Origin of the sequence: Cedecea neteri, assembly GCF_000758325.1 — a bacterium.
GTDB lineage: Bacteria > Pseudomonadota > Gammaproteobacteria > Enterobacterales > Enterobacteriaceae > Cedecea > Cedecea neteri_B.
The window spans coordinates 739,514-754,372 of the sequence record NZ_CP009459.1 but is presented as its reverse complement, the minus strand read 5'-3'; the positions used below and the strand labels follow the sequence as shown (position 1 = coordinate 754,372).

Annotated in this window: 17 protein-coding genes; all 17 read left to right on the top strand. The window is 54.5% G+C overall.

The features are described 5' to 3' along the window. The first annotated feature begins 7 nt into the window (after window positions 1–7). The 17 genes from LH86_RS03685 to LH86_RS03605 all read left to right on the top strand — a co-directional run bounded on the left by LH86_RS03685 (window position 8) and on the right by LH86_RS03605 (window position 14,853). Complete coding sequence (locus LH86_RS03685) at window positions 8–823, top strand: hypothetical protein (RefSeq protein ID WP_039298398.1); 816 nt, start codon at window positions 8–10, stop codon at window positions 821–823. Then, window positions 823–1,371, top strand: a complete 549-nt coding sequence (locus LH86_RS03680) for a PilN domain-containing protein (RefSeq protein WP_156107006.1) — start codon at window positions 823–825, stop codon at window positions 1,369–1,371. The genes LH86_RS03685 and LH86_RS03680 overlap by 1 nt, the downstream gene beginning before the upstream one ends. Then, window positions 1,361–1,831 (top strand): hypothetical protein, encoded by a 471-nt coding sequence (locus LH86_RS03675; protein WP_039298393.1) that lies wholly within the window; start codon window positions 1,361–1,363, stop codon window positions 1,829–1,831. Before LH86_RS03680 ends, LH86_RS03675 begins: the two co-directional genes overlap by 11 nt. Further along, window positions 1,818–2,210 (top strand): HofP DNA utilization family protein, encoded by a 393-nt coding sequence (locus LH86_RS03670; protein WP_039298390.1) that lies wholly within the window; start codon window positions 1,818–1,820, stop codon window positions 2,208–2,210. Before LH86_RS03675 ends, LH86_RS03670 begins: the two co-directional genes overlap by 14 nt. Continuing rightward, the gene (gene pilQ / locus LH86_RS03665) at window positions 2,149–3,396 is read left to right on the top strand and encodes a type IV pilus secretin PilQ (protein WP_071842809.1); all 1,248 of its coding nucleotides are present in this window, start codon (window positions 2,149–2,151) and stop codon (window positions 3,394–3,396) included. Before LH86_RS03670 ends, pilQ begins: the two co-directional genes overlap by 62 nt. Before the next feature lie 319 nt (window positions 3,397–3,715). Beyond that, the gene (aroK, locus tag LH86_RS03660) at window positions 3,716–4,237 is read left to right on the top strand and encodes a shikimate kinase AroK (RefSeq protein ID WP_008457837.1); all 522 of its coding nucleotides are present in this window, start codon (window positions 3,716–3,718) and stop codon (window positions 4,235–4,237) included. A gap of 58 nt (window positions 4,238–4,295) precedes the next feature. Continuing rightward, entirely contained in the window at window positions 4,296–5,384 is a 1,089-nt protein-coding gene (gene aroB, locus LH86_RS03655) for a 3-dehydroquinate synthase (protein ID WP_039298387.1), read from the top strand. Between the two features lie 73 nt (window positions 5,385–5,457). Continuing rightward, window positions 5,458–6,750: a cell division protein DamX gene (gene damX / locus LH86_RS03650; protein WP_039298384.1), complete on the top strand. Its 1,293-nt coding sequence runs from the start codon at window positions 5,458–5,460 to the stop codon at window positions 6,748–6,750. A gap of 63 nt (window positions 6,751–6,813) precedes the next feature. After that, complete coding sequence (dam, locus tag LH86_RS03645) at window positions 6,814–7,638, top strand: adenine-specific DNA-methyltransferase (RefSeq protein WP_039298381.1); 825 nt, start codon at window positions 6,814–6,816, stop codon at window positions 7,636–7,638. A 46-nt stretch (window positions 7,639–7,684) separates the two neighbouring features. Beyond that, complete coding sequence (rpe, locus tag LH86_RS03640) at window positions 7,685–8,368, top strand: ribulose-phosphate 3-epimerase (RefSeq protein ID WP_039298378.1); 684 nt, start codon at window positions 7,685–7,687, stop codon at window positions 8,366–8,368. Next, window positions 8,355–9,068, top strand: a complete 714-nt coding sequence (locus LH86_RS03635; protein WP_039298376.1) for a phosphoglycolate phosphatase — start codon at window positions 8,355–8,357, stop codon at window positions 9,066–9,068. Before rpe ends, LH86_RS03635 begins: the two co-directional genes overlap by 14 nt. Continuing rightward, window positions 9,061–10,065 carry a tryptophan--tRNA ligase gene (gene trpS, locus LH86_RS03630; protein ID WP_039288414.1) on the top strand — a complete coding sequence of 335 codons (1,005 nt, stop codon included), beginning with the start codon at window positions 9,061–9,063 and terminating at the stop codon, window positions 10,063–10,065. Before LH86_RS03635 ends, trpS begins: the two co-directional genes overlap by 8 nt. Before the next feature lie 136 nt (window positions 10,066–10,201). Next, window positions 10,202–11,107, top strand: a complete 906-nt coding sequence (yhfZ, locus tag LH86_RS03625) for a GntR family transcriptional regulator YhfZ (protein WP_039298373.1) — start codon at window positions 10,202–10,204, stop codon at window positions 11,105–11,107. Window positions 11,108–11,121: 14 nt separating this feature from the next. Then, window positions 11,122–11,478 carry a hypothetical protein gene (locus LH86_RS03620; RefSeq protein ID WP_039298371.1) on the top strand — a complete coding sequence of 119 codons (357 nt, stop codon included), beginning with the start codon at window positions 11,122–11,124 and terminating at the stop codon, window positions 11,476–11,478. A gap of 88 nt (window positions 11,479–11,566) precedes the next feature. Then, window positions 11,567–12,739, top strand: a complete 1,173-nt coding sequence (locus LH86_RS03615) for a YhfX family PLP-dependent enzyme (protein WP_039298368.1) — start codon at window positions 11,567–11,569, stop codon at window positions 12,737–12,739. After that, window positions 12,732–13,976: a phosphopentomutase gene (locus LH86_RS03610; RefSeq protein WP_039298365.1), complete on the top strand. Its 1,245-nt coding sequence runs from the start codon at window positions 12,732–12,734 to the stop codon at window positions 13,974–13,976. The genes LH86_RS03615 and LH86_RS03610 overlap by 8 nt, the downstream gene beginning before the upstream one ends. After that, window positions 13,963–14,853 carry a phosphotriesterase-related protein gene (locus tag LH86_RS03605; protein WP_039298362.1) on the top strand — a complete coding sequence of 297 codons (891 nt, stop codon included), beginning with the start codon at window positions 13,963–13,965 and terminating at the stop codon, window positions 14,851–14,853. Before LH86_RS03610 ends, LH86_RS03605 begins: the two co-directional genes overlap by 14 nt. The last annotated feature ends 6 nt before the right edge of the window (window positions 14,854–14,859 follow it).

Genomic DNA, 14,859 nt, shown 5'->3' with positions numbered 1-14,859 from the left:
CGAAACCATGATGTTTCCTGGTTGGCGGATTGGCCTGGATATTCAGGCGGAGGGCATACGTGCCGCAGCCGTACAATGGCACCGGCAAGGGTGGCAGTTGCGCCATTGGTGGTATTTAGCTTTCCCGAAACAAACACTTGCGGACGGCATGTTACCCGAACCTGACACACTGCGCGAGGTACTTGCCGCATGGCGTAAAGAAATCCCCGTACGTCATCATTTGCGGGTTGGTTTTCCAGCACAGAGGGTTTTGCAACGTCAGGTTCCCAGACCTCCACAGCGGTTACAGGAATCGGCCCAAGAGAAGTATATCTCGGGTGCGACGGCTCGCCAGTTGCAAATGCCCTCGGAACAACTCTGCTACGACTACCTGGAGGATGATTCGTCATTTTCCGTGACGGCGGCTAAACAGGCTGATATTGCTGCGCTGCAGGCTATTTTTGCCAGCATGAATCTCTTTCCCCGGACGATAACGCCGGGAGACAAAATTCTGAGCGCCTTGCCCCAGGATTGCTATCCAGCGCATTGTCGTTTTCTGGTTCATGAAGAACCGGGGTACTGGCTGTGGGCATCAGTCAATAACCGCGAACGCTCCGGCTGGCTGGATAAGCGGCAGGCAGTGGATTTCCTTGCCCTTTGTCAGCAGTTGGAGGCCAGCGTCGGCGAAATCGCCTTCAGTCACGCTGATGTTGAGGGTCCCTGGCCTGCCGGAGCAGAAAGGTTAAATGCATGGCAACCCCTTGTCCGCCAGCAGCCGCCATTGCCGCGTCACGGTGGGCTTTATACGCTCGCATTGGGGCTGGCTTTGGGGGCCGAACGTTAATGATGCCGCTGATAAACCTCCTGCCGTGGCGGCCGTTAAGACGCCGTCATCGGCTAAAACGCTGGGGCAGCTTTCTAATATGTGGCGTGTTTTTGATTATGGGACTGATGCTGCTCTGGACTCAGTCTCTCGCCATGAAAGTGCGCTGGCAACAGGCCCAGACAACCCAATATGAGGTGCAGGAATCCGCCCTGAAGGCACTGTTATCACGTCAGCTAACAGAGTTGAAAGATTACCAGCAGCGGTTGGCGATATTGCAGGCGGAAGCGATGCGGAAAGGCAACATTTCCCGTTGGGAAGGCGTGCTGAATATGCTGGCCTCACGGCTGCCCGAAAACAGCTGGTTGCAGAGGGTTAGTTGGCAAAACGAAAGCGCAACCATCTCTGGCGTGGCGGGAGATGCTCGAGAGCTGGAGCGGGTTGAGGCAGCTCTGGTCGATTTACCAGGAGCGTTTAAGGTCAAGCCCGGTGAACTGCGGGATGAAAAACACAAAGGTCTGGTCTTTACCTTCAGCTTAAACCCACAAGGTGGTGAGCATGTTGAATAACCTGGATCGCCTTATTGACGGGCATGTTGCATATCGGGTGTTGAGCCTGCTGGCGTGTCTGTTATTAACCGCTTTAGCCTGCTTATGGCTGCTGGTTTGGCCCCTGCGACAAGAATTGCAGGCAAAGGAACAGCATAACCATCAGCGCTGGCAGCATGTGCTCTCGCAGCAGCGGAAAATTGCAGTTTTGCCGAAACACGAGCCGCTGCCTGATGCAGTGCCTCTGGAGACGTTTTCCGCCATGGCTGCGGTAAAACGGTCTGGAGGGCGGTTGGTGAAGTGGCAGCCCGATCCACGACATTCGATGCTGGAAATCCTGCTGCCCTGGCCCAAAGTGCCGCCTTTTTTTAGGGAATTGGCCGGCTATGCCAACCTGAAGCTGCCGGGTTTTGTCTTGAGTGAAGCCGGGGAACAGGTACGGGCTGTGGTCACTCTGGAGTCTACCGATGAAAGCCGCTAGTTGGATGCTACTGGTCGCGCTCAGTTCGCCTTTGCTGTCGTCGCCGCGTAATCCTTTTCTTTTACCCGTATCACCCTGTGAAGCGCTGCTTAAGCGGCTTGATGGCTGGCAGTTACGCGGCGTGTTTTACCCGATGGGCTCTGCAGAAAGCATTGCCTTAATGCAATTCTCAGGGAAACGCTGGCAAAGGGTAAAAGAAGGTTTATTTCTGGAGCCAGGTGTGCAGGTGACCACGCTTCTTGAGCGGCAAATGAGGGTTACGCTCACCGGCACCTGCGAAGGGCGTTACTACCACTGGAAAATAGAGGGAGGAATCAATGATAAGGCATATCGTGGCAGGCGTACTGATGCTGATGCCCCTGACGGCATGGACGAATAGTCGCGTCACTCTGACGCTAGATGAAACGCCTGTCGTACAGGTTTTGCAGGCGCTGGCCGAGCAGCAAAACTTTAACGTGATGATTGCACCTGAGGTGACGGGGAATCTCTCGCTACGTTTGGCCGATGTGTCGTGGGAGCAGGCTTTCCAGCAGGTACTCAGATTAGCAAATCTGACTTCGTCGAAGACGGGCAATATTCTTCAAATCCAGCTGAAACAGGATCCGGCGCAACGACGTGCTCAGCAGGAGGCCGCCCGTAAGCAAAAAGCGCTCGAGCAGCCGTTGGTACAAGCGGTTTATACGCCGCGCTACGCGGAAGTCGCCGACCTTGCTGCGGGAATAAAAGCGAATGAAGAAAAACTGCTTGGGCCCAGGGGCAGCATTACCGTTGATAAGCGCACAAACCGTTTGGTGGTGCGCGACAGTCAGCAGGCGCAAAAGCGCATTGCGGCCTGGATTAATGATATGGATGTTTCGATGGGGCAGGTCGAGCTGTCCGCACATATTGTCACCATTAACCAGGACAAACTACGGGAGCTCGGCGTGAAGTGGAGCTCCCCGGCAGGTGATACGGAGGCAGGGCTATACCAGACCACAGCAGTCTCAAGTGAGTTAGCGGTGAAAGCGGCAACCACGACAGTGGGGTTTAATATTGGCCGAATCAACGGCCGCATGCTTGAGCTGGAGCTCAGCGCGCTTGAACAGCAACAGCAGTTGGAAATCATCGCCAGCCCACGCCTGCTGGTGGCACACCAACAGTCTGCCAGCATCAAACAGGGCACGGAAATTCCCTATCAAGTCTCTAATGGCAGAAATGAAGCCACGTCGGTGGAGTTTAAGGAGGCGGTGTTGGGTATGGAAGTCATGCCGACGATAAGTCACCACGAAACCATTCGCCTGCAGCTTCGCATCAGCCAAAATATGCCAGGGCGCAGCATCCAGCACGCGGATGGAGAAGCTTTGGCCATTGATAAGCAAGAGATTGAAACGCAGGTTGAGGTGAAGGATGGTGAGACGCTGGCGTTAGGCGGAATCTTCCAGCAACAGAAAAACCACACCCAGGATAGCGTTCCTTTACTAGGAAATATTCCTTTTATCGGTCAATTGTTCCGGCACGACGGGAAAAAGCACCAACGTCGGGAATTAGTCGTGTTCATCACGCCCAGGTTGATTGCGTTGCCTTAGCGCTTTTCCTCTTCTGCCTGCGGGTTTTTCTGCCAATCAGCGCCCAGGTGTTTGACGGCAGAGAGGAATTAGCTTACAAGGTGTACCGTTTCGGGAGGCTGGGTATTAAGAGCCTGCGACCGGTAAAGCTGGCGCACGCTTTTCGTCCCGAGCCGGGCGCCAGGTGATTTATTCGGTTGCCAAACCCCCTTGAGTGTTGAGATAATTTTTAGTCTGATTCTCGAACTCACGCTTATGAGGTTTCAGTTCATGTCCCGCCGCAGCAAGTTGTTACCGGGCGGGTTTATCATCAACGAATTGTCTTAGTAGTACCGAAAAAATGGCAGAGAAACGCAATATCTTTCTGGTTGGGCCTATGGGTGCCGGCAAAAGCACTATTGGGCGTCAGTTAGCTCAGCAACTCAATATGGAATTTTTCGATTCTGATCAAGAGATTGAGAAACGTACCGGAGCTGATGTGGGCTGGGTATTCGACGTTGAAGGCGAAGAAGGCTTCCGCGATCGCGAAGAAAAAATTATCAACGAACTCACTGAAAAACAGGGCATCGTACTGGCTACCGGTGGCGGTTCTGTGAAATCTCGTGAAACCCGCAATCGTCTTTCCGCCCGTGGCGTAGTGGTTTACCTTGAAACCACCATTGAGAAACAGCTTGCACGTACTCAGCGCGATAAAAAACGTCCGCTGCTGCAGGTTGAGACTCCACCTCGTGAAGTGCTTGAGGCACTGGCAGGTGAACGCAATCCTCTGTATGAAGAGATTGCTGATGTAACGATTCGCACCGATGATCAAAGCGCCAAAGTGGTCGCAAACCAGATCATCCATATGCTGGAAAGCAACTGATTCTGGCTTAATCAAGAAACGCCTGCGGGCAAAGCAACAATAAGGTGGGCTCCGCGTAATGGAGAGGCTGACAGTCACTCTCGGGGAACGTAGTTACCCTATTACCATTGCCGCCGGGTTATTCAATGACCCGGCTTCCTTTTGGCCGCTGAAGGCTGGCGACCAGACCATGCTGGTTACCAATGAAACCCTTGCACCGCTCTATCTGGACAAGGTTCGTGCTCTTCTGGAACAGGCAGGCGTTAAAGTGGATACCGTCATTCTTCCGGATGGCGAGCAGTTTAAAAGCCTCGCGGTGCTTGATACCGTCTTTACGGCGCTGTTGGAAAAACCTCACGGTCGCGACACCACCTTGATTGCTTTAGGCGGTGGCGTTGTGGGCGATTTAACCGGTTTTGCCGCAGCGAGCTATCAGCGCGGGGTGCGTTTTATCCAGGTCCCTACCACACTGCTTTCGCAGGTGGACTCCTCCGTTGGCGGCAAAACGGCCGTTAACCATCCCCTCGGTAAAAACATGATTGGTGCGTTTTACCAGCCCGCTTCGGTGGTGGTGGATCTCGACTGTCTGTCGACTTTGCCTGCACGGGAGCTGGCTTCGGGCCTGGCGGAAGTCATTAAATACGGCATCATTCTGGACAGCGAGTTCTTTGACTGGCTGGAAGAAAACATCGATGCATTGTTAAAGCTGGACGGCAAGGCAATGGCGTATTGCATTCGTCGTTGTTGTGAGCTGAAAGCCGAAGTTGTTGCCGCAGACGAGCGAGAAAGCGGCTTACGTGCTTTACTGAATCTGGGTCATACGTTTGGCCATGCCATTGAAGCTGAAATGGGCTATGGCAACTGGCTGCATGGCGAAGCTGTGGCGGCCGGGATGGTGATGGCGGCGCGTACCGCTCAGCGCCTGGGTCAATTCAGTGAGGCAGAAGTTCAGCGCGTGATAGCGCTGCTGGTACGAGCCGGGTTACCGGTTAACGGGCCGCAGGAAATGTCCCCTGACGCGTATATGCCCCACATGATGCGTGATAAAAAAGTATTAGCCGGCGAGCTTCGTTTGATTCTGCCGCTGGCGATAGGGAAGAGTGAAGTGCGCGGTGGAGTACCGCACGATGTCGTTCTATCAGCCATTGCTGATTGCCAGCAGGCTTAAAACTAGAATTTTTATAGTATTTAACTTCGGGCGTGATGCAGAGATGAGCATACGCCTTTGAGTGGGGTGTTAAATGGATGAGTTTAAACCAGAAGACGAGCTGAAACCCGATCCAAGCGATCGTCGTCCTGGGCGTTCCCGCAAACCTGACGAGTTCGACAAAGAACCGCAGATCAACGTTGATGACGTCGATCTTGATGCGGACGATCGTCGTCCTTCACGTTCACGCCGTGAGCGTGAAGAAGAGGTTGAGGAAGAGTACGAAGGTGATGACGGCCTCGCCGCAGAACCTCGTCCGGCGCGTGGGCGTAAAAAGGCAGCAAAACAGAAAGCGCCTGCTTCTCGTCAGCACATCATGATGGGCGTCGGGATTCTGGTACTGTTGCTGCTTATCATCGGTATCGGTTCAGCCCTGAAAGCCCCTTCATCCTCCCCAGATAGTGCCGAGCAAAAACCGGGCGCGGAGAAGAATATCGATCTCTCCGGTTCGAACGGTGCGGCACCTGCCGACCAGGCAAACGCTGCTCAGCCACAGGCAGGGAATACCCCAGTTGCTGGCCAGCAGAATCCGCAGGATGTTTCCCTGCCGCCTATTTCTTCTACGCCAACCCAGGCTCAGACGCAGCCGCAGCCGGAAGGGCAGCAGCGCGTTGAGGTTCCTGGAAACCTGAATAACGCCCTGACTCAGCCTCAGCAGCAGGGGCAGATTGACAACGTGGTGAGCAATTCCACGCTGCCAACTGAACCGGCTACCGTCGCGCCAATCGCTGGCAGCAAAACCGAGCCACGTAAGCTGGCTGGTACCCAGGAGCCAACCCGTACCGTTGAATCACGCCCTGAGCGCAAAAAAACGGTGATTGAGCCTGTGCGTAAAACCGAGCCTAAACCGCAGGTGAAAGCTGAAAGTAAACCAGTGGCCACGGCGAAACGTAGCGAACCTGCGCCGGTGGTTTCTGCTCCAGTCACCGCACCATCAACCAGCGCAGCCACTTCAACTCCGGCACCGAAAGCGACAGCATCTACTGCGCCGAAAGCGGCACCGCAAGCAGCAGCGACGGCAAGCACTGGCGGTACGGTAACGGGTGATGCGAGCGCGATTAAGAGTGCGCCAGGCAGCCACTACACGCTACAGCTGAGCTCTTCTTCAAACTCCGCAAACCTGAATGCGTGGGCGAAAAAAGAGAACCTGCAGCACTATATGGTTTACCAGACTCAGCGTAACGGCCAGCCATGGTTCGTGCTGGTGAGCGGTGTTTATGCCACGAAAGACGATGCAAAACGCGCGGTGACAAGCCTGCCGGCCGACGTTCAGGCTAAGAATCCGTGGGCAAAACCTATTCATCAGGTGCAGTCTGACCTCAAGTGAAAATAAGCGCAGTCGCTGTCGGAGCCTTTCCACAGCTGGATAAGGTGTAAATAGTAAGACAGCATGAAAAAAAATCGCGCTTTTCTGAAATGGGCAGGGGGAAAATTCCCCCTGCTGGACGACATAAAAAAGCATCTGCCGGAAGGCGACTGTCTGATTGAGCCTTTTGTTGGCGCGGGGTCGGTATTTCTTAATACCGACTACTCACGCTACGTCCTCGCCGATATCAATAGCGATCTGATTAACCTCTACGACATTGTCAAAAACCGTGCAGATGAGTACGTGCGGGAGTCTCGTTTGCTCTTTACCAAAGCGCAAAACGAGGAAGCGATTTATTACGCTTGCCGCACTGAGTTTAACCAATGCACCGACAAATTCCGGCGCGCGGTGTTGTTTTTGTACCTTAACCGTCATTGTTACAACGGCCTCTGCCGTTATAATCTGCGCGGTGAATTTAACGTGCCGTTTGGCCGCTACAGCAAACCTTACTTTCCGGAAGAGGAGCTGTACAACTTTGCCGAACGGGCCAAAAATGCCACTTTTGTCTGCCAGTCTTATGATGTCAGCATGGTAAACGTTGCTGCGGGTTCCGTAGTGTATTGCGATCCGCCCTATGCGCCGCTTTCCGCCACCGCCAACTTTACCGCTTATCACACGGACAGCTTCAGCATGGTGCAGCAGCAGCATCTGGCCGAACTGGCTGAAAGGCTGCGGGAGCAGAGTATTCCGGTGCTGATTTCGAATCATGACACCGAGCTGACTCGCCAGTGGTATCAGAACGCCACCGATTTCCATAAGCTGCAGGCTCGCCGCAGCATCAGCCGAAACGGTGGTAAACGTAACAAGGTGGACGAACTTCTGGCCCTTTATAAAGCGAAGGTTGCCTGAGCCGTTTCGCCCGCCGCCGAAAGATGAATGACTCCTGGAGAAGCGGATGAAACAGTATTTGATTGCCCCCTCAATCCTCTCTGCCGACTTCGCCCGACTGGGTGAAGATACGGCTAAAGCACTTGCCGCAGGTGGTGACGTCGTCCATTTTGACGTTATGGACAACCATTACGTCCCTAACCTGACGATGGGGCCGATGGTGCTTAAGGCGCTGCGCGATTACGGTATCACTGCACCTATCGACGTTCACCTGATGGTGAAGCCGGTTGACCGCATCATTCCTGATTTCGCCGCTGCGGGCGCCAGTATTATTACTTTCCATCCTGAAGCCTCCGAACATGTTGACCGTTCTCTGCAGCTGATCAAAGAGCACGGCTGTAAAGCAGGCCTGGTGCTGAACCCGGCGAGCTCGCTTTCCTGGCTGGATCACGTCATGGACAAACTGGATGTGATTTTGCTGATGTCCGTTAACCCTGGGTTTGGCGGCCAGTCGTTTATTCCACACACGCTGGAAAAGCTGCGCCAGGTTCGCGAACGTATTGATGCGTCCGGCTATGATATTCGCCTTGAAGTGGATGGCGGCGTCAAAGCCGACAACATTGCGGAAATCGCCGCTGCGGGCGCGGATATGTTCGTTGCAGGTTCTGCTATTTTCGGCCAGCCTGATTATAAAGCGGTGGTTGACCGCATGCGTTCTGAACTGGCTAAGGTAAGTCATGGAGAAGTTTAAAAAAATTCGGGGCGTTGCCTTCGATCTCGACGGCACGCTCATCGACACGGCGCTTGGCCTGAGTCAGGCCGTTGATCTGGCGCTTTATGCGCTTGAACTGCCAGTGGCAGGTGAAGATCGCGTCGTCACCTGGATCGGCAACGGTGCAGATATCATGATGCAGCGGGCGCTTAAGTGGTCGCTGAAAGATAAAGAACCCGACCTCGCCCAGTTGAATATGGCGCGCAAACTGTTCGACCGCTACTATACGGAAACGGTGGAAGAGGGGAGCTTCTTGTTCCCGGGCGTAGCCGCAACGCTTGCTGCTCTGAAAGAGAAAGGCCTGCCGCTCGCCGTCGTCACCAACAAACCCACGCCTTTTGTCACGCCGCTGCTGGAAGATCTGGGCATTGCCCATTATTTCCAGACCATCATCGGCGGTGACGATGTGAAAGAGAAGAAGCCACACCCGGAAGCGCTGTACAAAGTCATGGAAACCCTGGGGCTGGCTGCGGATGAGCTGCTTTTTGTCGGCGATTCCCGCAATGACATTCAGGCTGCACAGGCGGCTGGCTGCCCGAGCGTCGGCCTGACCTGGGGCTATAACTATGGCGAAGCGATTGGGCTGAGCAACCCGGACGTTGTGTTCGATCGTTTCGAAGACTTATTGCCCGCTTTCGGGCTACCACCTTTAGCAAATCAGGAAGCAGAACATGAGTAAGCCCATCGTATTTAGCGGCGCCCAGCCGTCAGGCGAATTAACTATCGGTAACTACATGGGTGCGCTGCGTCAGTGGGTAAACATGCAGGATGATTACCACTGCATTTACTGCATCGTTGACCAGCATGCGATCACCGTTCGCCAGGACCCAACCGCGTTGCGTAAAGCGACGCTGGACACCCTGGCGCTGTATCTGGCCTGCGGCATTGACCCGAAAAAAAGCACCATCTTCGTTCAGTCCCACGTGCCGGAACACGCACAGCTGGGCTGGGTGCTGAACTGCTACACCTATTTCGGCGAGCTGAGCCGCATGACGCAGTTCAAGGACAAATCTGCCCGCTATGAAGAAAACATCAACGCCGGCCTGTTTGATTACCCGGTGCTGATGGCGGCAGACATTCTGCTGTACCAGACCAATCAGGTCCCGGTGGGCGAAGACCAGAAACAGCATCTGGAGCTGAGCCGCGACGTGGCCAGCCGCTTCAACGCGCTGTACGGCGACATCTTCAAAGTGCCTGAGCCATTTATTCCTAAGTCCGGTGCCCGCGTGATGTCCCTGCTGGAGCCGACCAAGAAGATGTCCAAGTCTGACGATAACCGTAATAACGTCATCGGCCTGCTGGAAGATCCGAAATCCGTGGTGAAGAAGATCAAGCGCGCGGTCACCGACTCCGAAGAGCCGCCTGTCGTTCGCTACGACGTGAAAGAGAAAGCGGGCGTTTCTAACCTGCTGGACATTCTTTCCGGCGTCACCGGCAAAGCGATTCCTGAGCTGGAAGCCAGCTTTGAAGGCAAGATGTATGGTCATCTGAAGGGCGAAGTGGCGGAAGCCGTGTCCGGTATGCTGACCGAGCTTCAGGAGCGCTATCACCGTTACCGTAACGACGAAGCTTTCCTGCAGCAGGTTATGAAAGAGGGCTCTGAAAAAGCCCGTGCTCGTGCCGGTGAGACGCTGAAAAAGGTGTATGAGGCGATCGGTTTCGTCGCCCACCCATAATCTTTCCCTATGAATAACCCGCCGCCTGGCGGGTTATTTCTTTTTTGTGACTGCATTCTCCTTTTGTCATTTTCCCCTTTGCCATCTATATTCAATTTTATGAAGATATATTCATTCAATAAATTGAAGATAACTGATGAGCCGCAGCTTTATTAAAAAAGAGGGCGTTGCCCAATCCAGTCTGGCCCGTTATTTACTGGGTGAGAAATGTGGTAACAGACTGAAAACCATAGATGAATTAGCAGGTGAATGCGGCTTTTCCGTGGGGCTAACTCAGGCGGCTTTAAAGACGCTGGAGAAGGCCGGTGCGGTGAGCGTTGAGCGCCGTGGCCGCAACGGCAGCTACCTGCTGAGCATGGATAACAAAGCCCTATTGGCGTTCGCGGACATCGGCAATGTAGTGTGTGCTATGCCGCTGCCGTACACCCGGCTTTATGAAGGGCTTGCCAGCGGTTTGAAGGCGCAGTTTGACGGGATCCCGTTTTACTACGCCCATATGCGTGGGTCAGATGTTCGCGTGGAATGTTTGCTGAATGGCGTTTATGACCTTGCCGTCGTGTCCAGGCTGGCAGCGGACAGTTACCTCAACAACCCGGATCTTTTTATCGCGCTCTCGCTGGGGCCGCACACTTACGTGGGCGAGCACAAACTGATTTGCCGTGCCGGGCAGCAGGAGAATATTCGCCTCATCGGGATTGATCCCCGTTCGGCGGATCAGCGCATCATGACGGATGTCTATTTCTCCGGGCAGGATGTGGAATTGCTTGATGTGTCCTACCACGAGTGCCTGCACAGAATCGCGAAAGGCAGCGTGGATGCGGTGATTTGGAACGTCAGCAACGAAGCCGATTTGACGGCACTGGGGCTGACTGCCCTCCCGTTAAGCGGGGATAAATGCTTCCTGACGGCATCGGAAGCGGTGGTGCTGACGCGAAGTGAAGATATCCCCATTCAGCAATTGCTGAGAACGGTGGTGGATAAGAATGCCCTGCTGGCGCATCAGCAAAGCGTGCTGAGTGGTGAACAGGAACCAAGCTATTGACAGAGGTAATCAGTATGGAAGACCGGCTCAATCTGCTCTGTGAGGCAGGCGTCATCGACCGGGATATTTGTGATGGCATGAAAGTGGTTGTGACGCAGCTGGAGACCCACTGGGCTATTCCGCTGCAGAACGATCAGGGGGCAATGGCGATCACTCACATGGCTAACGCGCTGATGCGCAGCCGCCGTGGGGAAGAGGTGAACCCATTGGATGAAGAGCTGTTGGCGGAGATTAAAACCGACAGCGTCTTTGGTGATGTTGAGCAGGCCCACCACGCATTGCTGGCGCCGTTCAACGTGCAGCTGCACCCGAACGAAGAAGGGTATCTGCTGGCTAACCTGTTCAGCCTGTGGCTGATTCATAAGAGCTAACGGATTTATTTGCAGCGTTTTTTCTTAACTTAAATATTCAAAAAAATGATTATTTAAGAGGTTTATTTCTCAGGTCGCGAGGCAAGGCATGTTTATTGAGGCACTCAAGGCACAGAACCCGGCGTTGATTGATGCCGCCAGAACCCTTTGGCGGCAGGGCGCGGTACTTCCCGATACCTGGATTATCGATGTCGACCAGGTTCTGGAGAATGGCCGGAAACTGCTCGCGGCTGCGCAGAAGCATGACATCACGCTTTATTTTATGACCAAGCAAATCGGGCGTAACCCCTGGCTTGCCAACAAGCTGGTTGAGCTGGGCTTTAAAGGCGCCGTGGCCGTTGATTTTAAAGAAGCCCGCACTCTGCGCGAAGCCAATGTGCCCGTTTCGCATGTGGGTCATCTGGTGCAGGTGCCGGTGGCCCTGGTCGAAGAGAATGTGAACGGAGAGACGGAAATCATCACGCTTTTCTCGCTGGATAAAGCCCGTGAAGTTTCCGATGCAGCGCTGGCGAATGGGCGTATTCAGGCGGTGATGCTGAAAGTATTCGCCGAGTACGACCGACTTTACCCGGGTCAGGAAGCCGGTTTTCCGCTTGGGGAGCTGGACGACGCTGTACGCGCCATTCGCGCAATGCCGGGCATTCGACTTGCCGGGCTGACGCACTTCCCCTGTCTGCTCTGGAACGAAGAGCAGCAACAGACGCAGCCAACCCGCAATTTAATGACGCTGCTGAAGGCGCGGGACCTGCTGCATGACCAGGGGATTGAGATCGAGCAAATCAACGCGCCGTCGGCCTCAAGCTGCAGCACTTTTTCGATTCTGGCCGAGCACGGAGTAACTCATGCTGAACCGGGCCATGCGCTGACCGGCACCATTCCGGCGAACCAGCATGGTGATCAGCCCGAGGCGATTGCCATGCTCTATTTGACGGAAGTTTCCCATCAGTTTCAGGGCAAAAGCTATTGCTTCGGTGGCGGATATTATCGCCGAGGTCATGCGCAGAATGCGCTGGTGTTCAGCAGTGATACACAGCCCGAGCAGGCGCGATTGCTGCCGCCAGACAACACCAGCATTGATTATCACCTGGCTCTGGAGGGCTGCTATCCCGTTGGCAGCCCGGTAGTGATGTGCTTCCGCACACAGATTTTTGTCACCCGCAGCGATGTGGCGCTGGTGTCCGGCATTCAGAGCGGGAAACCTGTACTCGAAGCGCTGTACGATAGCCTTGGGCATCCTATTCCGGGAGGTCAACATGAGTAAGTTTCTGGTGCTGGTGATAGACAGCTTCGGCGTGGGCGCGATGGATGATGTGGCGGAGGTAAGGCCGCAGGACATCGGGGCGAACACCTGCGGGCATATTCTGCAGCATTTTCCCGATCTGCGTTTGCCCACGCTTGAGAAGCTGGGCCTGATTAACGCGCTGGGCTTTACTGCCAATGTGATGCAGCCGAACGCCGATGCCGTGTATGGCACTGCGGCGCTGCAGCATGAGGGCGGTGACACCTTTATGGGACATCAGGAAATTTTGGGCACGCGGCCACAAACTCCACTCCGTATGCCGTTTTCTGAAGTGATAAACGATGTTGAACGCGAGCTGACCGGCGCAGGCTGGCAGGTTGAACGCAGGGGCGGCGAGCTGCAGTTTCTGTGGGTAAACCAGGCCGTCGCTGTGGGAGATAACCTTGAGGCCGATCTCGGGCAGGTGTTTAACATCAGCGCCAACCTCAGCGTCATACCGTTTGAGCAGGTGCGTGCCATTGGCGAAGTTGTGCGCCGCTGCGTCAAAGTTGGGCGGGTTATTGCCTTCGGTGGCCTGCTTGAGAGCAGCGAGCAGCTGATCAACGCCGCCGAAGAGAAACAGGGCCTTTATATCGGCATTAACGCCCCGCGCTCCGGGGTATACAAAAGTGGGTTCCAGGTGGTGCATATGGGTTACGGCGTGGATGCCAGCGTTCAGGCTCCGCAGCAGCTGCATAATGTCGGCGTTAAAACCGTGCTGGTAGGCAAAGTGGCGGATATTGCGATTAACCCACATGGCATCAGTTACCAGAATCTGGTCGATTCGCAGCACATTCTTGATATCACCCGGGATGAGTTGAATAAGCCGGATAGTGCGTTTATTTGCACCAATATTCAGGAAACGGACCTGGCCGGGCACGCGGAAGACGTTGCGCGTTACGCCGAACGGCTTGAGCTGGTAGACAAAAATCTGGCCTTGCTGATGGGGGATATGCGAGCCGGGGATTGCCTTGTCGTCATGGCGGATCACGGGAACGACCCGACGATTGGCCACAGTAAACACACCCGTGAAAACGTGCCGTTGCTGGTTTGGCAGCCCGGTATAACAGGCACTTATCTGGGCGCACGCGCTACGCTTTCAGATGTGGGCGCCACAGTTTGTGACTTTTTTAGGGCAGCCGCGCCGCAGAACGGAACGTCGTTCCTGCCGCAGCTGAATATCTCTTCAACAGGTGGAGTGAACCATGACGGGGCATAAGCATATCGATCCATCGGGCTATACCTATGCCCACGAGCATCTTCATATCGATCTTTCCAGCTTCAAGGACAACATCGATTGCCGACTGGATCAGTACGAGCTGATTTGCGGTGAGATGAAGTCACTCTACGCGCAGGGCGTGCGCAATATCATTGAAATGACCAACCGCTACATGGGGCGTAACCCACAGTTCCTGCTGGATATCATCCGTGATACCGGGATGAACGTGATGGCCTGCACCGGTTATTACCAGCACGATTTCTTCCCGCCGCATGTAGCCACCACGCCAGTGAAAGTGCTGGCGCAGGAGATGATCGATGAAATTGAAATCGGTATCGACGGCACGGCATTAAAAGCCGGGATCATCGCGGAAATTGGCTCCAGTGTGGACGTTATCACCCCGGTGGAGAAGCGAGTTTTCCAGGCGGCTGCCATTGCGCATCATGAAACCGGCAGGCCGATTTCAACCCATACGTCATTCAGTACCATGGGCCTTGAACAGCTTGCGTTGCTGAAATCATGGTGCGTGGATCTTTCCCGCGTCACCGTCGGGCACTGCGACCTGAAAGACAATCTGGACAACATCCTGCGGATGATCGATCAAGGGGCCTACGTCCAGTTCGATACCATCGGCAAAAACAGCTATTACCCGGACGAAAAACGCATTGCGATGCTGAGCGCGCTAAAAGATCGCGGGCTGCTCGACCACGTCATGCTGTCGATGGACATTACTCGTCGCTCCCATTTGAAAGCGAACGGCGGGCCAGGTTTTGACTATTTGCTTACCACGTTTGTGCCGATGCTGCTGGAGGCCGGTTTCAGCCAGCCAGACATCGATTTGATGTTACGTGACAACCCCTCTGTCTTTTATAAGTAAGGATTT